10 protein-coding genes are annotated in these 17453 nt (G+C 30.5%); 3 read left to right on the top strand and 7 right to left on the bottom strand.

From position 1 onward, the window contains the following. Window positions 1–138 precede the first annotated feature (138 nt). Complete coding sequence (locus ACN5J5_RS08800) at window positions 139–1617, top strand: S8 family peptidase (RefSeq protein ID WP_418644552.1); 1479 nt, start codon at window positions 139–141, stop codon at window positions 1615–1617. A 91-nt stretch (window positions 1618–1708) separates the two neighbouring features. Next, window positions 1709–2239, top strand: coding sequence for a DUF4136 domain-containing protein (locus ACN5J5_RS08805; RefSeq protein WP_418644553.1), 531 nt, complete (start codon window positions 1709–1711; stop codon window positions 2237–2239). A gap of 30 nt (window positions 2240–2269) precedes the next feature. Here ACN5J5_RS08805 and ACN5J5_RS08810 read toward each other — a convergent pair whose 3' ends face one another. Further along, window positions 2270–2743 (bottom strand): hypothetical protein, encoded by a 474-nt coding sequence (locus tag ACN5J5_RS08810; protein WP_418644554.1) that lies wholly within the window; start codon window positions 2741–2743, stop codon window positions 2270–2272. A 45-nt stretch (window positions 2744–2788) separates the two neighbouring features. Continuing rightward, entirely contained in the window at window positions 2789–8956 is a 6168-nt protein-coding gene (locus ACN5J5_RS08815; RefSeq protein ID WP_418644555.1) for an alpha-2-macroglobulin family protein, read from the bottom strand. Window positions 8957–9134: 178 nt separating this feature from the next. On the opposite strand from ACN5J5_RS08815, the gene ACN5J5_RS08820 reads away from it, so the two are divergent. After that, window positions 9135–10490, top strand: coding sequence for a UDP-N-acetylmuramate--L-alanine ligase (locus ACN5J5_RS08820; protein WP_418644556.1), 1356 nt, complete (start codon window positions 9135–9137; stop codon window positions 10488–10490). On the opposite strand, the gene ACN5J5_RS08825 is transcribed toward ACN5J5_RS08820, so the two are convergent. From ACN5J5_RS08825 to ACN5J5_RS08845, 5 genes are all read right to left on the bottom strand, one after another. Next, window positions 10479–11528, bottom strand: a complete 1050-nt coding sequence (locus tag ACN5J5_RS08825; protein ID WP_418644557.1) for a nucleotidyltransferase family protein — start codon at window positions 11526–11528, stop codon at window positions 10479–10481. The two genes, ACN5J5_RS08820 and ACN5J5_RS08825, sit on opposite strands and share 12 nt — an antisense overlap. Continuing rightward, entirely contained in the window at window positions 11518–12627 is a 1110-nt protein-coding gene (locus tag ACN5J5_RS08830) for a hypothetical protein (RefSeq protein ID WP_418644558.1), read from the bottom strand. Before ACN5J5_RS08830 ends, ACN5J5_RS08825 begins: the two co-directional genes overlap by 11 nt. Before the next feature lie 63 nt (window positions 12628–12690). After that, the gene (locus ACN5J5_RS08835; RefSeq protein WP_418644559.1) at window positions 12691–12861 is read right to left on the bottom strand and encodes a hypothetical protein; all 171 of its coding nucleotides are present in this window, start codon (window positions 12859–12861) and stop codon (window positions 12691–12693) included. Between the two features lie 12 nt (window positions 12862–12873). Next, the gene (locus tag ACN5J5_RS08840) at window positions 12874–16674 is read right to left on the bottom strand and encodes a T9SS type A sorting domain-containing protein (protein WP_418644560.1); all 3801 of its coding nucleotides are present in this window, start codon (window positions 16672–16674) and stop codon (window positions 12874–12876) included. 98 nt (window positions 16675–16772) lie between these two features. Further along, entirely contained in the window at window positions 16773–17429 is a 657-nt protein-coding gene (locus ACN5J5_RS08845) for a phage tail protein (protein WP_418644561.1), read from the bottom strand. Window positions 17430–17453: the final 24 nt, after the last annotated feature.

The following is a 17453-nucleotide window of genomic DNA, read 5'->3' on the forward strand; positions in this document are numbered from 1 at the left end:
TTTTTAGGCTTTTTTTTGTTTTAGAAATATTTGTTATTTTATATATGTGTAATTTTTGGTTTAAAATATTATTATTTTGATTATTTATGTGTTGTAAAAATATTATATTCGTAAAAATCAATCAAAAACCCTTCAAAAATGGAAAAAAGCTTATTAAGCTTAGCTATTATTTTAGCTATGTTTTCTTGTACCAATAATGAAATGTTAGAAGTGCCAGAAGAACAATCGGAACAACTTTCAAAGAAAGAAATTAATGAAATTATTAAAAGTTCATTACAAACTACAGGAAATTTTAATTGGACAGCCCAAACTCCTCACACAATATGGAGCGCAGTTAAACATGGGGAAAATATTTTAACAATAGGTTACGGTACCTCTAAAAATCAATTTTCGAGAAGTAAAGCAACTAACAATATTAAAAATGATCTAATTCAACTAATACAAGGTTTAGAAAAAACATCAGCAAAAGGAGCTAGTGAGTTATATGTAAATGAAACTATTAATGTTATTGATATTAAAGTAACAAATAAAAAAACAATTGAAACATTATTAAAAGATACAAGAGTACGATATATAGAACCAGGTGCTTATGCGTTTTTAGCGTCAGATAATCAAGCTCGATCTGAAGGTTCTTCTGGTTGTGGTTATGATACTGTAACATTAAATACAAACGATTATCGTACAGTGTCTCCAGGTGCTAAAGTACCTTGGTCTTTTGATGCTCATAATATTCCTGAAGCGTGGAATTATAGTACAGGAACTGGAGTAACTGTTGCTGTTATTGATTCTGGATTATCGCCTCAGCAAAAGTGGATGAATCAATATTTTAATGATGGAGATTCATCAGGAAGAACTGTACAAAAGTATGGAACCTTTGTAGATTCTTGGTGGGCATGGTCTAACAATTACGATGGTGTTAATGATAAATGTGGTCATGGTACAAAAATGGCAGCAATAGCAACAGCACCAAGAAATAATGATAATTTGCCTGTTGGAGTGGCTTATAATTCAAATTTGGTTACTTACAGGGCTGTTGAAAATGTAATTATTGATGATTATCATGAAAAAAGAGGTGTTGTAGAAGCTTTAACCGCTTTAGCAAATAGAAGTGATGTAAAAGTAATTTCAATGTCAATAGGATCACCTTTTAATATAGGTAATGTTTCTGATGCTATAAAATACGCTCATAGTAAAGGAAAAATGATTTTAGCAGCAGGCGGAACTTCTACTTCATTTACAACTTGGTATGGTGTAATTTTTCCAGCAAGTATGTCAGAAACAGTAGCGGTAACAGGAGTTAAAGAAAATCAGTATAATAAATGTGATGTTTGCCATACGGGATCTAAAATAGATTTTACTGTTCAGATGCAAAGAACAAATGGAACAGATAATAAAGTGCCTGTATTAAGTTATTATAATAACCAAACAAATTATGTAGGAGGTTCTTCTGTAGCAACGGCAACAACTGCCGGTGTTGCTTCCTTAGTGTGGTCTAAACACCCGTCATGGTCTCGAGAACAAGTATTACAAAAAATGAAAGAATCTGCTGATTTTTATCCAAATAAACATTCAGAGTTTGGCTACGGAAATATTGATGCTCTTAAGGCAGTTCAATAAAAATAAATGAACAGATTAATAAAAACCTCGATTATTCGAGGTTTTTTGTATTTTTATAAGATTCTATTTTATAAATTTTAAAGAAAGAAGCATGAAACAACTAAAATATTTGGTATTAATTTTTATAGTAGCATGTTCTTCATCAAAAGTAATATACGATTATGATGAAACAACAAATTTTAATAAGTATAAAACTTTTAATTTTTTTGAAGATGTAGGTAAGGGGATTAGCCAGTTAAATATAAAAAGGATTACGGATAAAATTACCGAAAATTTAGAAAGTAAAGGAATGCGTTTTTCTGAAAATCCAGATATATACATAAATGTAATATCAAATAAAAAAGCTTCTACAAAAAGAAGTAAAATAGGAATAGGACTTGGAACTGGAGGAAGAAATATTGGTTTTGGTATTTCGGGAGGTATTCCTATAGAAAGCAAAAAAATTAATGAAGAATTATTAATTGATTTTGTAGAGAGCAAAGAAAATAAACTTATTTGGCAAGGAATAAGTAACAATGAAGTTCATGAAAAATCATCGCCAGAAGAAAAAAGGATTTATTATAAAGAAGTAATTAATAAAACGCTGGTTAATTATCCACCAAAAAAAACCTCTAAAAATTAATTTAGAGGTTTTTTTTGGGTAAAAATAAGCTTAGAATTGATATCTAACGCCTAAACCAAAGTCTGAATTATATCCATCATAATAATCTCCAAAACCAATTTCAGGTCTAAAATCTAAAGATATCATTAAAGGAAAATCAAAGTTATATTCTATACCTACAACGCCTGCACCAAAAAAATAAGTTTCAGAATTGTCTGCGCCTTTTACATTCCAATGTCCAAGTCCACCACCAAAACCAGCATACCAATTAAAGTTGTTTTCTAGTTCCCAAACCCATTGGTATAAACCAGTAGCTTTAAATCCGTCGTAATTACTATTACCTCTAAGTCCTAAATTAATTTCTAAACGGTTGGCATCTCCCATTTTATGTTGGTAAGAAACTTCAGCACCAAATCCGTCATTATCACCTAAACGAATACCTATGGCATTGTTAGAAATGTCTTGCGCATTTATCGATGCAATTGTAAACATTAAGAAACCGAATACTAAAAATAGTTTTTTCATAATTTTTAAAGTTTTAAAGTGAAATTTTATATGTTCTCAGCTAAGTTACTTAATTATTAATCGTTTTCCTTTAGAATGACTACTAAATTCTGGAGCATACATATTTTGTATTGTTGTAATTCCGTTACTAAAATTACCAGCATTGTTAACTCTTACATCGTATTCAAAAACATAAATTCCTTTAGGTAATCGATCAAAAAAGAAATTTGTTGCAGCATCTTTTGTTGCTTGGTAATAGCCTAAACCATCTTGCCATTTGTATTGCGAAAGTACATTTATAGGTTCAACACCAGATGCTCGCATATCTTTCATGTGAATAAATTCCATATCTCTGTCTGACCGAAGTTCTATTCTTACCGTAATTAAATCTCCAATATTTAAATTAGTTTTCTCTGTGATTTTAATAAGCTCTTTTCCTGTATTTGTGTTTACTTTTTTAAATAACTTTTTATTGAGTTTTAATGGAGTGTCAGCAGTGGTGATTTTATCTAAATCTTCAAAATATAGCCAATACAATCCTCCCCAAGCAACACCGTTTCCTTTTTTAGAAATGGTTATTTCTGCCATATCGGATTTAATTTCTTCTTTACTCCATGAGGTTTTAAAATAACCTGTTCCAGCTTCAACTTTTACGTTTTCTAGTTTAGCAGGTTCAATTTTTTGATTTCCGATTTTAACAGCAACCATATCGGTAATTGAAAGCCAATTACTTCCTTGTAACAATAAAGCATATACCGCTTCGGTAGTTGCTTTGGTTGTTTGCCAACGATTGGTTTGCTTATTTTTAAGCAACCATATTTTTAAGTTGTCAATAGTTTTGGTATCGTTTTCAATTTCAGAAAAAGCTTCTATTAATAAAGCTTGTGTTTCAATTGGTGCTTCATAATTAAAATACCCTGCAACGTTTGTTTTCCAGTACATACCTAATTCATCAGAAGTAATACTATTTTCTTTTAATGATTTAAGAATTTTTGTTGAAATAGATTTGTTATCAGCTCTAAATTGAATTAAAGCTATTTGCCCTTTGGCATATAAATTATAAGCATTCCAATAAGTAGCAGTTTGATTTTTGTAGTATGTAAAAGCTTTTTTACCTGTTTTGGTAAATGCAATTTCCGAATAAAAACTACGCATGTATAAATACTGAATTGTAAAATAACTTAAATGATTTTTCTTTAGATATTCTTCATATTTAAGAACACCTTTTGTGGCTTTTATCTTAGTAGCTTGGGTTAATAAATTGGTGTATTGCTCTACAATTTCTTCATCTAAAAATCGAATTGCTTTTTGAAGCATATCGGTTGTTGAGGCATCAAAATTATGAATGCCTAACTTTTTTAAATGACCAAAACCACTAATAATATGCTGTGTAATATATTTATTCGAATAATTTCCGCCCTTAAACCAAGGAAAACCACCGTTGCTCATTTGCATATTTTGTAGTTTGTTTGCAGCTTTTTGTTGCTCGTTATTCATTTTATTTAAATCGAATAGTAGGGCAATACGTTTTTTTTGTTCAGTTTCAGACTGAGCATCACGCAACCAAGGCGTTTCTTGAATAATTAATGATTTTAATTCCTGATTTTTTTCAAGATTAGATAACAAAGCATCACTCGATTTCCATTGCTTAAAAACTTCTTGAATTTTTGGATTTGAATTGGCAATATAACTCGCCAATGTATTTGCATAGTAACGCGCAAAAGTTTGTTCGCTACATTCATACGGATATTCCATTAAATACGGCAAGGCTTGTACAGCATACCAAGCCGGGTTTGACGTTACTTCTAACGTTAATTTATGATGTTTTAAACTTGTTGAGGTATGGTTTTTTAATTTATCTAACGTAAATGTTTTTGTTTGATTAGAACGTACCCACATTGGCAGTGTTTCAGTAACCAACATTCGATTAGATAAAACAGGTAGCACGTTTTGTTCTCCATCAGAAAAATCGCCTGCTTTGGCTATGATTTTGTATTGAATTGCTTGAATATTATCTGGGATTGCTAGTTTCCAAGAAACATTCGTATTTCCGTTTGCATCAACATTAAAAGATTGATTTTTTGTTGATTTTTCTAATAGATGAATTTCTTTACCTGTAATAACATCGGTTAAAATTAATTGCGATATACCTTGCAGGTTTTTAGCTGATAGATTCGAAATTTTAGCGCTCAATGTTATTTGATCACCTTCTCTTAAAAATCGTGGAGCATTAGGAACTATCATTAATTCTTTTTGAGTTACCGCTGTAAGTATTTTTGTAGCAGATTGTAGCTCTTTAGTATGCGCTAATAATTGTAATTTCCATTTTGTTAATGCTTCTGGAGAGGTAAAACTAAACGTGATATTTCCATCTTTATCCGTTGTTAAATGCGGAAAAAAGAAAGCTGTTTCTTGTAAGTTTTTACGGATTTTAATTCCTTTTAAGTTTGTTTTTTCAAGTTGTTCTTTACGAGTAGAGCCATTTATATCCATCGCAAAAGGCGTTCCTTCTGTAATTTCAAACTCGTCAGTTTCAGTAGCTTCTATAACAGTTTCTTCAGATTCTCTTTCATCTTCAATAATTTCAATTTTTTCTGGAGAAGGAGGAGGTGGAACATTCATTTTTGCACGTTTACTCATCATTATTGTTCGTCGATAATTATTTTTAAACGAAAACCCAAACCAGTTTAATTGATCATATTGTTGGTTTTGATAGTGATTATTCGAATAACTTCGGTTGTAAACTCTAAAACTATTATTACCAAAACTTTGATGAGCGTTAGCGGTATTCCCGTATGAATAATAATTTGATGTTGTTATAGGATTAAATTGCCAATTATGCGGTTTAAATTCATCTAAAGAAGCATCGTACATACTCGCTAAAACTTCGGCAGTTACTTTGTTTTTTTTGTCGTTTTTAATAGTAAAACTCCACTTTTCAGCTATTCCTGGTTGTAATTTATCTCTAAACGTAGTTGTTTCAATAGAGATGTGTTCTTCTTTTTTAGGGACCGAAATAGTAAGAGTACCACTAGCAAAATAATTATAATTTACAAAGTAGTATTTAACTGCAAATCCGCCAATATCATTTTTATTAACAGGTATTTCTATTGATTTTACATTGTTATTTAAATGAATCAATTTAGTATCTATTACTTGATGATTCTTTTCAATTTGAACCATAACAGTAATGTTTTTAGATGCTGAAGCAAGCTTTAAACAAACAGTATCGTTAACCGAATAGTTAGTTTTATTAGTGTTGATAAAAAATAATTTATTATCAGCCACTTTTTTTTCGGTGGTATTAGTTACAGTAAAATACGCTTTGTCGGTTACTTGCTGTTTAAACCTATCTTTTGTGTTTAAAATGGCAATGTATTTACCGGAAGTCCAATTTTTAATGTCTTTAACAACAAGTTCTTTTGATTTTTTGGTGTCGAATTCACTTTCAAAAACCAATTTCCCTTTCTTCCAAGAGGCTTCATTTTGTTCTTCTTTAAAATATGCATCATGCGAAAATAGTTCTCTGAATTTAGTTTCAGAAATATCCTGATAATCAGGTGTATTCCAAGGCCTTTTTCGTAACGGATTTTTGGGAGCCTGTAATTTGTAAATTTTCACAGTTCCTTTAGCGGGAGCAAAAATTCCGTTTAAATTATTAGTCGCAATATTTATTTTTATGTTTTTCTCTTTTGTGCTAATTTTATCAGCTATGTATAAAGAGGCTATTAAAGCATGATAGCCTACTTTTACAACAGTTGTAGCGCTACGAGTTTCCCCGTTCACATCGGTAATATCCGCAGTAATTTCATAATTAAAAACTGGTAAACTTTCTTTTGAAACACCATCGTCAGGAAGTGCTTTAAATTTGATAGCAAAATTACCTGAAGCATCTGTGATGTTTTCTCCGTGTGTAATTTCTTGTGCTTCAGACGATGAATTTGGTCTGCGCCAATACCACCAATTCGGATATTGTACTTTTCTGTGTACACGATACACAACTTTAGCATCTGTAATATTAGTGCCAGAAAAAGCTTTTGCAAATCCGTTTACGGTAATGCTATCATTCAGTTTTAAAGTTTCGGTAACTGGTTTAAAATCGGTTTCAAATTTTGGGCGTTTGTATTCTTCAACCGAAATTGTAGTGATGTAATCATCTCTTTCAAAATCAAAACCAACAGTTTCGTAAAATGTACTTTTATCTTTATCACTTTCATCAATAGAAAAAGTGTATTTGCCTGTTAATCCATTATTAGGCAATTCTATTTTACCAGATGCAGATCCGAATTCATTTAATTTTAAATCCAGTTTTTTAACTTCTTGTCCGTTAATATCATTTAATATTACTTGAATATATTCGTTTGTAAAAGGAGTTGATTTATCTCCTGTTTTTTTAACAAAAATGGTTTTAAAGAAAACAGTTTGCCCTGGTCGATAAATGCTTCTATCAGTAAAAATAAACGGTTTTATTTTAATAGTTTTTGCTAACGATTTTGTTTTTTTTGGGTGATGATGTTTATACAAGTAATAATCACCAAAAATAGCGTTGTCAGTATTGGTTGAAACTGTTATTGATACATTGTAATAAGTGTGATTACTTTTGAAAGTAGCAAACCCATTTTTATCAGTAATTAACTTTTGGTAAAAATTTTTTTGGTTTCTTCGTCTTCTATTCTGAAATAATAATTGAGCGTTTTTAACAGGTTTTCCTGTGTTTCGATCAACTACTTGGTAGGTTTTTATATTGTTGTTAGTACTTTCAATTAAAACCAAATTACTTACCTGAATATTGGCAGTAGCAAACAAATTAATTGTATTTAAAACCTCGTTTTCATGCGCTACAATTAAATAATTTCCTTGTGTAAGTTTAGGTACAATTACTTCGGTGGTGTGCGATAAATAATCAAATTCGTTTCTTAATTTAGTATTCCAAGAGGTTGCTATTGCTAGTTTTTTAATAAAATTAATACGTTCAGTTTCCTTATAAATTGTATTTAGTTTTTCTATTTGGTTTTTGCTAATTTTATAAGTTGTAAAATATAGTTTATCAATATTATTGTAGTTTATTAATAAACGAGAAGCAGTGTTTATAGGATTAAATTTTTCTGATAAAATTGATAATGATTTTGTTTTTATCTGCTGTTTTAAGGCTGCACATTTTTTTGCGCCAACACTTTTAGGAAATTCTGTAATTACACGATTACAAATAGCAAGTGCTTCTTTGTTTTTAAAACGAACCTCATTATTTTTAGTGTTTTGGTAGGCATGTGCTTGTTGGTGGTATATTTTAGCAATTTTATAAAGATACAAGCCTGCAACTTCTTGATTTTTATATTTCTTTTCTGATATTTTTAATGTTTGTAAAAACAATTGTTGATTTTTATTAAAAACAGCATGTTTATTTACAAAGTTTAATCTTTCTAAATCGACAACAGTTAACGCATTTAAATTGTTGCTTTTTAAATGAAAATCGATTAAGTTTTGATAAATAATTAAAGCATTAAATTGAAGCGATAATTTATCTTTTGTTTTTAAAACAATGTTCGAAAAAGTTAAAAAATCACTAATCAATTCAGGCGCGTTTATTTTAAATTGATAAGTTGGTTTAGTAATATTTGTTTCAGAAGTTTTGTAAAAACGTAACGCATTGTGTGCTAAAAAATCGAATAAAGAAGGACGGTATTTTTCTGATTCTTCAACAGTGTGTAAAATATCTGAAAATTCACGAATATTAGTTTGTTGTAATAAACGTTCGTTTTCTAAAGATTTTTGATAATACGTATGAATTTCAGTAAATAAAGTATCTAAATCCCAAGTTCTAAAATCACTGGTATCAATTTTTTCAGAAGTTTTAGTTCGTTGATAAAATTTCCATCTATTTTGATTAAAATATTGCCAATATAAATTAGCTAAAACATTTTCTAATACGTTTTTGGTAGGAAAATTACTTTTATTAATTTGTTCTTTAAACTGATTAATAATTTTTAACTGTGCATCTTCCTCTAAAGTTAACGAAAACTTACTTTTATAAAATAACGATTTTATAATTTGAGGCGAGTTCTTACTTTCTTCCGCTTTAGCGTAAATAAGATCTACTATTTTTAAAGCAGATTTGGGTAAGTTTTCTTTTTCAAAACCTTGAACTTTATTCCAAAGGTCTTTGTAATTTTCTTGAGCATTTAATGTTGTTGAAAAAAGAGTAATCATAAATAATAGAAGCGCGGTTTTTTTCATAGCATATGTTTATTAACATCTTCAAATCTCTAAATTAATTATAAATAAGACAATCTAAACTACGTAAAAGTAGGTTTTGAATGCGTGAATATAACTTTTCAATGAGTTTCGATTTAAAGATACCTAAATTATAACTTGGTTTTGTATTTTTGACTTTCATATTAGAGAAAACTAAAACATGAGAATTCATTTTATAGCCATCGGCGGAAGCGCAATGCACAACCTAGCAATTGCTTTACACCAAAAAGGATACCAAATAACAGGAAGTGACGATACAATTCACGATCCGTCTAAATCGCGTTTAGAAAAACGAGGGTTATTACCGGCAGAATTTGGTTGGTTTCCAGAAAAAATTACTGCAAATTTAGATGCTATTGTTTTAGGAATGCATGCCAAAAAAGATAATGTTGAGTTATTAAAAGCACAAGAACTAGGTGTGAAAATTTATTCGTATCCAGAGTTTTTGTACGAGCAATCTAAAGATAAAACCCGTGTGGTTATTGGTGGTTCTCACGGTAAAACTACGATAACTTCTATGATTTTACATGTATTAAATTATCATGATAGAGAAGTAGATTATATGGTAGGAGCGCAGTTAGATGGTTTTGATACGATGGTGCATTTAACTGAAGAAAATGAATTTATTGTTTTAGAAGGCGATGAATATTTAAGTTCTCCGATAGATATGCGTCCGAAATTTCATTTATACAAGCCAAGTATTGCATTGTTAAGTGGAATTGCGTGGGATCATATCAATGTGTTTCCAACTTTCGAAAATTATGTAGATCAGTTTAAAATCTTTACAGATTCGCTTACCAACGGCGGCATAATGGTATATAATGAAGAAGATGTTGTTTTAAAAGAAGTTATTGAAAGCTCTAATCATCCAATAAAAAAGTATCCCTACAAAACACCAAATTATTTTATTGATAATGGAACAACGTTTTTAGATACTCCAGATGGAGATTTACCTTTAGAAATTTTTGGAGATCATAATTTACAAAATCTAGCTGGTGCAAAATGGATTTGCCAACATATGGGAATTGATGAAGATGATTTTTACGAGGCAATTGCTAGTTTTAAAGGAGCAAGTAAACGATTAGAAAAAATTACAGAAAATAAATCGACAGTAGTTTTTAAAGATTTTGCACACAGTCCTAGTAAAGTAAAAGCAACTACAAATGCGGTAAAAAATCAATATAAAAACCGAACTGTTTTAGCTTGTTTAGAGTTGCATACATATTCCAGCTTAAATGCCGAATTTTTAAAAGAATATAAAGGAGCTTTAGAAAAAGCTGATAAAGCGGTAGTTTTTTATTCGCCAAATGCAGTAAAAATAAAGCAGCTTAAAGAGGTTACAACACAACAAATAGCGGATGCTTTTCAAAGAGAAGATTTAATAATTTATACAAACCCACAAGAATTTAAAGAGTTTTTGTTTAATCAGAATTTAGAAAACACAGCTTTGTTACTAATGAGTTCTGGTAATTATGGTGGATTGAATTTTGATGAGGTTAAAGCATTAACTAAATAACCTTTTCAATAAAAATATTCTATAATCTTTTTTATAAATAGCTTTTATAACCACTGATAAACGATGAGTATATAAAAAATAAAACTCCCATAAATTTTGATAAAAATTATATAGTTTAGGTTTTTTAATAAGTAATAATTGCATTTTTATAAACCGTTTAGTTTTTGATGTTGCTATATATTCTAAAGATTTAGGGTGATTAAAAATTAAATTTGTACTAGCAATAAAGTTGTTAAAATACGATTTGTAATATTTAAAGTTATGTAAAACTGTTTTAGCAGATGCATGTTTAGATTGTAAGTATAGATCGTAAGAATTTCTTAAAGAAATATTTTTTGTCCACTGCCCTTTATCATTAATTTGTTTGTTAAAACAAGTCATTAATAATTGATTTTCAGATGAAAGTACAGTTGTGTTGTTAGAAAGTTTTTTAAAAGAATCTTTTACATAATTATAGTTAAATTTTTTTTGATCACTAACCATTTTATAATGAATTTCTACTGCAGCTATTTTTCCTTTTTTAGTTATTTTAGGGTAATGCCTGTGAAAGGCACTGGCATCAACTAGTGTGTTTTTTTTAAAATACTTTTTTTCCGTTAAAACTGATATTGTTTTTTTAAAGTCTGAATCTGATACTAGAAAATCAATATCGCCTAACATACGTTCTGCAATATCTTCGTATAAATTATCAAGTAAATTACCAGTTCCTTTTAAAAAAACAGGAGTAATATTATTTTTTAATAATAATTCGTTTATTTCTTTGGCTTCATTTATAATTTGTTGATTACGCTCTCTGTTTAGATTTGTTATATGTTGCATATAGCTAACCAATTCATCAGGTAAAAAATGTAAAAAATCAGCACGTTTTAAATTGCAATATAAAGCCGGGAAAACATAATGAGCAGTACTAACTTTAACAATATTGTTCCAGTTTATATTGTTAGATTTTAACTCTTGTTCAATTAAAGTACGATTACTTTTTTCGTGTGTAATTGTTAAGCATTTTCCGATAAAAAAAAGCGTTTCTTTATAATTCATTATTGAAAATTTGGTGAACGGTAGTAATCATTTTTTGATTATTAGAATAGGTTAGTTGATAACAAGGAAGTTTTTCAAACCATTCTAAAAATTTCTCTGCATTTTTTTGAAGAGGAGATAACCAAGAATCAGGAACCAATTGCTCAAAAGCTTTAATGTTGGAAATTTTAGAAATATGTAAATCACTATCCTTTTTATATTTAATAAAAACCAAAGCTTTACATGGTAAATGCTGCTTGTAATTTGTGTTATTAGGTATTAAATAACGTACAATTTTATTAAGTCTTTTAAAATGATATTCTGCTGAAGTTTTTAATTCAGGATAAATAGGAAGTAAGGTTTCTAAACTGTTTTTTTTAATTGAAATAGCAGAAGGAAAGCTATAAATATGTTGATTTTTTGCATCAATAGGTACAAAGTCATCAGCTAAACAGGTAAAATCATTTTTTTGTAATAAAGCTAACGAAGTACTTTTTCCATTACCAGAATCGCCTAAAAAAAGCATCGAAGATTCACCATTACTTATGGCAGAAGCATGAAAAACACCTAACCACTCGTCTTCGTTTTTTTTGTGAATGTGCTCTACTATTTTCATAGAAAATTTTCCTTGGAAATAATGAACTTCATCTAGCAGCCATGTATCAATAATTTGATTATTTATAGAAAATGAAATGTATTTATTGTTGCTATATACCTTATAAGTATATGTTGGTTTTTGCGTTGTCTTTACTTCTAAATGTGCAAATTTTGGATGCACCAAATATTTTTCATAATCAGATACATAACATACTTTTATAATGATATTATTTATTTTGTAGTAAAAATTGTATTCGAAACATTTAGGGGTTTCAATTATTATTTTTTTATCGGTATCTTTTAAAGAAGAGGTAAGTAATTGTGAAATTTCATCAATAAATTCAGATAATTCTTGATGATTAACATCTATTTTATCTTCTAAAATAGTTATAATTTCTTTTTTAGAAACATCATTGTTTAAAAGAGCCACTATATCTGCAACAATAGGTTCTAAAACCAAGTATTGGTTATTGTGTTGAAGCCATAAGATAGCTTTATCTTCAATTTTTTTATGTAAAATCATAGGTTATAAAAATACAAAAACCTCGATTATATCGAGGTTTTATTGTTTAAAATTTAAAGAAGATTAAAATCCTCCACCAGGACGATCAGGACTCTGAGCTTGTGCTTTTTGTGGACTTAAAATCATATAGGTTCCCAAGGCAGTTAGCGCAGCATATTTACCATAGCCTCCTATTTTTTTAAGAGCTTCTTTTCTAGAGATATCTTGACTGTTTTTTTTATCTTGATTTTTCATAATGCTATTTTATTATTCTAAAATAATTTTCTTGTTGATTTTCCCTAATTCAGTGGTTAGCTCAATAATATAAATTCCTTTGGCAGTTTTTGGTAATTGTATAGTTTTACTACCTGTTGATTTAAATTGTGAGCTAAAAATTTTACTACCCAAAACGGAAAATATATTTAATGAAGCGTTATCAGCATATAAGCCTGTTATAGTTAGGCTATTATTAATAGATTTGTAAATGCTTACATCTTGTAAACCTTGCTTAATTTGGATATCATCTAAGTTTTTAGCACTCGTATGAATGTAGAATTGACCAGTACCTTTGGCTTCGTTGGTTAAAATTGTAGTGTGGTTTTTATCAGAAATATTTACAAAGGTTTTATTAATTCTATCCTCTAAAAAAACATTAATATTATTAGGTAGGTTTTGTGTTTTTGTAGAGAATGTAATTTCTTTATCTGCTTTTGCAATAACACCTACTGGGATTACCATTGTTTCAATATCAGAACTTGGTAATGTTTGAATAGCTAGTTTTCTTCCATCATTATCTTTTAATAATTGTGTAAATACAGCTAAATCATACGTTACACCACCAAACATTTTAGAATCATATCCCTTATCAAAACCGGCAGTTTTGTTAGCTACATAAAACACTTTGGTCGACTTTTTACTTACATCATTTTCTAAAAATAATTCAAAAGATGGGTTAGGAGCCTGTCTCATAAAAGTATCTGAACTTTGATGACTTTGATTAGCGGTAGAAAAAATAACATTAGTATTAGTGTTAGCTTCAACAAAAAAGCCTTGTGCAGGAGCAATATTAATAGGAGAGGCGTTATTATATGTTTGATATTGAGAACCATCCCATAACCAAAAAGTACCATTTTCAATAACAGAATTATCTCCGGCTAAAACTGCTGAGTTTATATAAGATGTAAATGGGTTTCCTATTAGATTGAAATTATCTCTACTTCCCATAGAAACAGGGATGGCTACATTTGTGACATTGATATTTCCAGTAATAGAAACATCGCCAGGAGCATCTAGTTTCATTGATGCTCCTGTTCCTGATATTACAGGTCCAGTGCTACTTATGTTTAAATAATTCCAAGTATTGGTAGCGTGATCATTATTATAAGCACCAATACCAATATTAGCACCACTACCTGTTGCAAAAGTATGATTTGCAATTATATCTTGTGTAGTTTCATTATTAACAGGAGGAGCTACTAAATACCAATTTGTAGTTGGTAAATTTCTGTTATATGTTACAGGAGCATTTACCGTTGCGTTGGCAATTAAAGATGCTCCAGATACAATATTTATTGAGTTTACAGTAACGGCAGAAGATACGGTAGGGTAATTAGTTACCCCAGAAGGAATAATTACATTAGCTGAATTAGTAGGAGTAGTGTTCGTGTTCCAATTCCCTGCTGTTGTCCAGTTGTTATTTGTAGTACCTGTCCAGGTAATTGTAGGGTTACCTACTAAAACACCTGTAGTACTACCGACACTATTTAAGGTTAAATTAGCATCATTTCCAGAGGTATCTTTTAATGTTCCCATATTATTAGCTAAAGAGCCTATGGCGATACCATCAGTGTCTAAATCACTAATTATAACAGTGTATCTAAATAATAAAGAGCTAGTTCCTGATCCGCTAATATATGCAGCTTGACGCAAGGTGCTACCAATATTAATAGCTATTTCTGGAGTTCCACTTACAGTGTTTACTATTATATTTTCATTAAAATTAACAGTGAAATCTAAGTTTTGTCCCACAGTATAAGTTGCATTTACAGGTACGTTAACATTAACGACAGTTGGGCTATTCGCATCAATAGCATCTGCGTTTTGACTAATAGCTGTAGTGAAAGCATCAGAGTTATTACCAGCAGCGTCTGTTAAAGTAAAGCTTACTGGAATATCGTCTCCAGCAGCTCTATCAGTATTTCCTTCTACTATTGTATAAGTAGTGGTATAATTACCACCTCCATTATCAGTAAGTCCAGATACAGTTACTCCGTTAATAAATCCAGCATTTAATAAAAGTCCAGTTTCACTAGCAGTAATAGTTACTGTAATTGCATCACCAACTTTAGTAGAAGTATTAGGAATAGATACAGAAGTTATTGTTGGGCTATTCGCATCAATAGCATCTGCGTTTTGACTAATAGCTGTAGTGAAAACATCAGAGTTATTACCAGCAACGTCTGTTAAAGTAAAGCTTACTGGAATATCGTCTCCAGCAGCTCTATCAGTATTTCCTTCTACTATTGTATAAGTAGTGGTATAATTACCACCTCCATTATCAGTAAGTCCAGATACAGTTACTCCGTTAATAAATCCAGCATTTAATAAAAGTCCAGTTTCACTAGCAGTAATAGTTACTGTAATTGCATCACCAACTTTAGTAGAAGTATTAGGAATAGATACAGAAGTTATTGTTGGGCTATTCGCATCAATAGCATCTGCGTTTTGACTAATAGCTGTAGTGAAAGCATCAGAGTTATTACCAGCAGCGTCTGTTAAAGTAAAGCTTACTGGAATATCGTCTCCAGCAGCTCTATCAGTATTTCCTTCTACTATTGTATAAGTAGTGGTATAATTACCACCTCCATTATCAGTAAGTCCAGATACAGTTACTCCGTTAATAAATCCAGCATTTAATAAAAGTCCAGTTTCACTAGCAGTAATAGTTACTGTAATTGCATCACCAACTTTAGTAGAAGTATTAGGAATAGATACAGAAGTTATTGTTGGTGCTTTACCATCAACAACAATAGCTTTATTTGCCCCTAAAGAATTTGCAGCACCAGGTGTAGCCAATGTTATATCAGCATTAGTACCAGAACCGTTTTGAATTGTTCCTCCGTTGAATAATATAGCACCTGTAGATATATAGTCTAAATCAGCACTTATATCACCAACTTGTACTGTATAATTAAATGTTAGTACGTCTGTACCACTTCCAGAAGTATAGTTAATGGTACGGTCTGTAACACCAGTCTCTAAAGTAATTTGTGGAGTTCCTGTTACTGTAACATTTTCGCTAAAATTAACAATAATCGCGATAACATCACCTACTTTATATGTTCCGTTTGCACTAGAAGAACTAACACTACTTACAGTTGGTGTACCACCGTTAAAGGTAGAGCCACTGAATGAGCTAGGAACAGTTGTAGGGAAAGAATATCCTCCAAAAGACCAATTTGAAGATGAAGTATTAATTAGAGCAGCACAATCCGCTAAGCTTCCATTACAAATAGTTGATCCATTATAATATCCTTCTTGGGTAATTATGTTGGCAGTAACTCCATCTGTTAATCCTGTGTTGGCTAATGAATTACCGTTTATGTCACCAATAAAAGCAAGAAAAGTTCCAGGAGCGGCTCTAGTTCCTGTAAATGCAAAAAGCTCATCTATATTTGAAGTCGTAAAACCAGTGTCAGATTCAGAAGCTGTTCCTGAACTAGCAGTTATTCCTCCGCTATTATCATCAGCATCTGTAATATTTATAATGTTTCCTTTTGTAATTGTATTACCAGTGTTATTTGTCCATAAAACTTCTCCTTCACCAGTTGGACTAACGAAAGCGGTTCCATTCCATTCTTCGTCTGTAAAGCGTATTGAGGTGTTATTAGGACAGTCATCTAATAAAATAAAAGAAAAACCATCATCATCATCGTGATAGGCTACAAAGGCAATGTCACCTGGGGCATCAATTTGACCATTATCATTTTGACTAATGGTATTTAGAATTCCTAAAAAAATAAATAGAAAACTAAAAATTTTGGTATTTAAGGTAATTTTTTTTTCCATAATTGTAGTTGTTGTTTTGTAATTAGCATAAAGATAGTGATTTATAAATAAAATTCACCTTTCGTATTAGAAAGGTGAATGATAATAAATTTTTAATTTTAACTTCTAGAAGGAAATTGACCTTGTAAACATATAATATATCTAACAGTAGTAAATGGTTGTCTGTTATCAAAAGATTGATTACCTCCATTCAGTCCAACTGTTCCATTTCCTCCAACTGTTACAGGAATAGTTTGCCCCCCATACTTAGCATTTGGAGTAGCTTCAGAAGCAAAACGATCTCCAGCATTATTAGCTAATACTCCAGCGCCAGGATTTGATGCATCTTCATCACCAACTTCTGTATTTACAGGGATGTTAACTGCACCCGTTAAGCCAGATAGGGATAAAGTATGATTATGTTGTGGCATTTGAGCAACTGTTAACGTTCTAAATTCTGCTCCACCTTTTGATGCTTGAGGATAATTTTGTAAACCTGGTCCATGCCCTGCACTTATGGCAACTCTACCACGAAAATCTGGTAAAGCAAAAGTTGTTCTACAGTCCCCGCCATACTGACAGCCTAGTATAGAAAATAACGCTGTATTAGAGCTAATAGCTAATAATTGTCCATCGCAAAAAGCCCAGCCTCTTGGTGCAAATGTTCCACCAAACATTTTAATCTCTCCTATAAAGCCATCTTGTTGTGCAGAAATATTTGATATTGATAATAAACAAATGAAAAGTAATGCTGTTAATTTGATTTTTAGTTTCATCTTTAGTAAAGTTTAGTTAGTTTA

The sequence above is a fragment of the Tenacibaculum insulae genome (genome assembly GCF_964512435.1).
GTDB classification, from domain to species: Bacteria; Bacteroidota; Bacteroidia; order Flavobacteriales; family Flavobacteriaceae; genus Polaribacter; species Polaribacter insulae_A.

Bases quoted from the DNA above. Each gene is read 5' to 3' on its own strand.
- ACN5J5_RS08800 (WP_418644552.1), top strand. From the start codon at position 139: ATGGAAAAAAGCTTATTAAGCTTAGCTATTATTTTAGCTATGTTTTCT.
- ACN5J5_RS08805 (WP_418644553.1), top strand. From the start codon at position 1,709: ATGAAACAACTAAAATATTTGGTATTAATTTTTATAGTAGCATGTTCT.
- ACN5J5_RS08810 (WP_418644554.1), bottom strand. From the start codon at position 2,743: ATGAAAAAACTATTTTTAGTATTCGGTTTCTTAATGTTTACAATTGCA.
- ACN5J5_RS08815 (WP_418644555.1), bottom strand. From the start codon at position 8,956: ATGAAAAAAACCGCGCTTCTATTATTTATGATTACTCTTTTTTCAACA.
- ACN5J5_RS08820 (WP_418644556.1), top strand. From the start codon at position 9,135: ATGAGAATTCATTTTATAGCCATCGGCGGAAGCGCAATGCACAACCTA.
- ACN5J5_RS08825 (WP_418644557.1), bottom strand. From the start codon at position 11,528: ATGAATTATAAAGAAACGCTTTTTTTTATCGGAAAATGCTTAACAATT.
- ACN5J5_RS08830 (WP_418644558.1), bottom strand. From the start codon at position 12,627: ATGATTTTACATAAAAAAATTGAAGATAAAGCTATCTTATGGCTTCAA.
- ACN5J5_RS08835 (WP_418644559.1), bottom strand. From the start codon at position 12,861: ATGAAAAATCAAGATAAAAAAAACAGTCAAGATATCTCTAGAAAAGAA.
- ACN5J5_RS08840 (WP_418644560.1), bottom strand. From the start codon at position 16,674: ATGGAAAAAAAAATTACCTTAAATACCAAAATTTTTAGTTTTCTATTT.
- ACN5J5_RS08845 (WP_418644561.1), bottom strand. From the start codon at position 17,429: ATGAAACTAAAAATCAAATTAACAGCATTACTTTTCATTTGTTTATTA.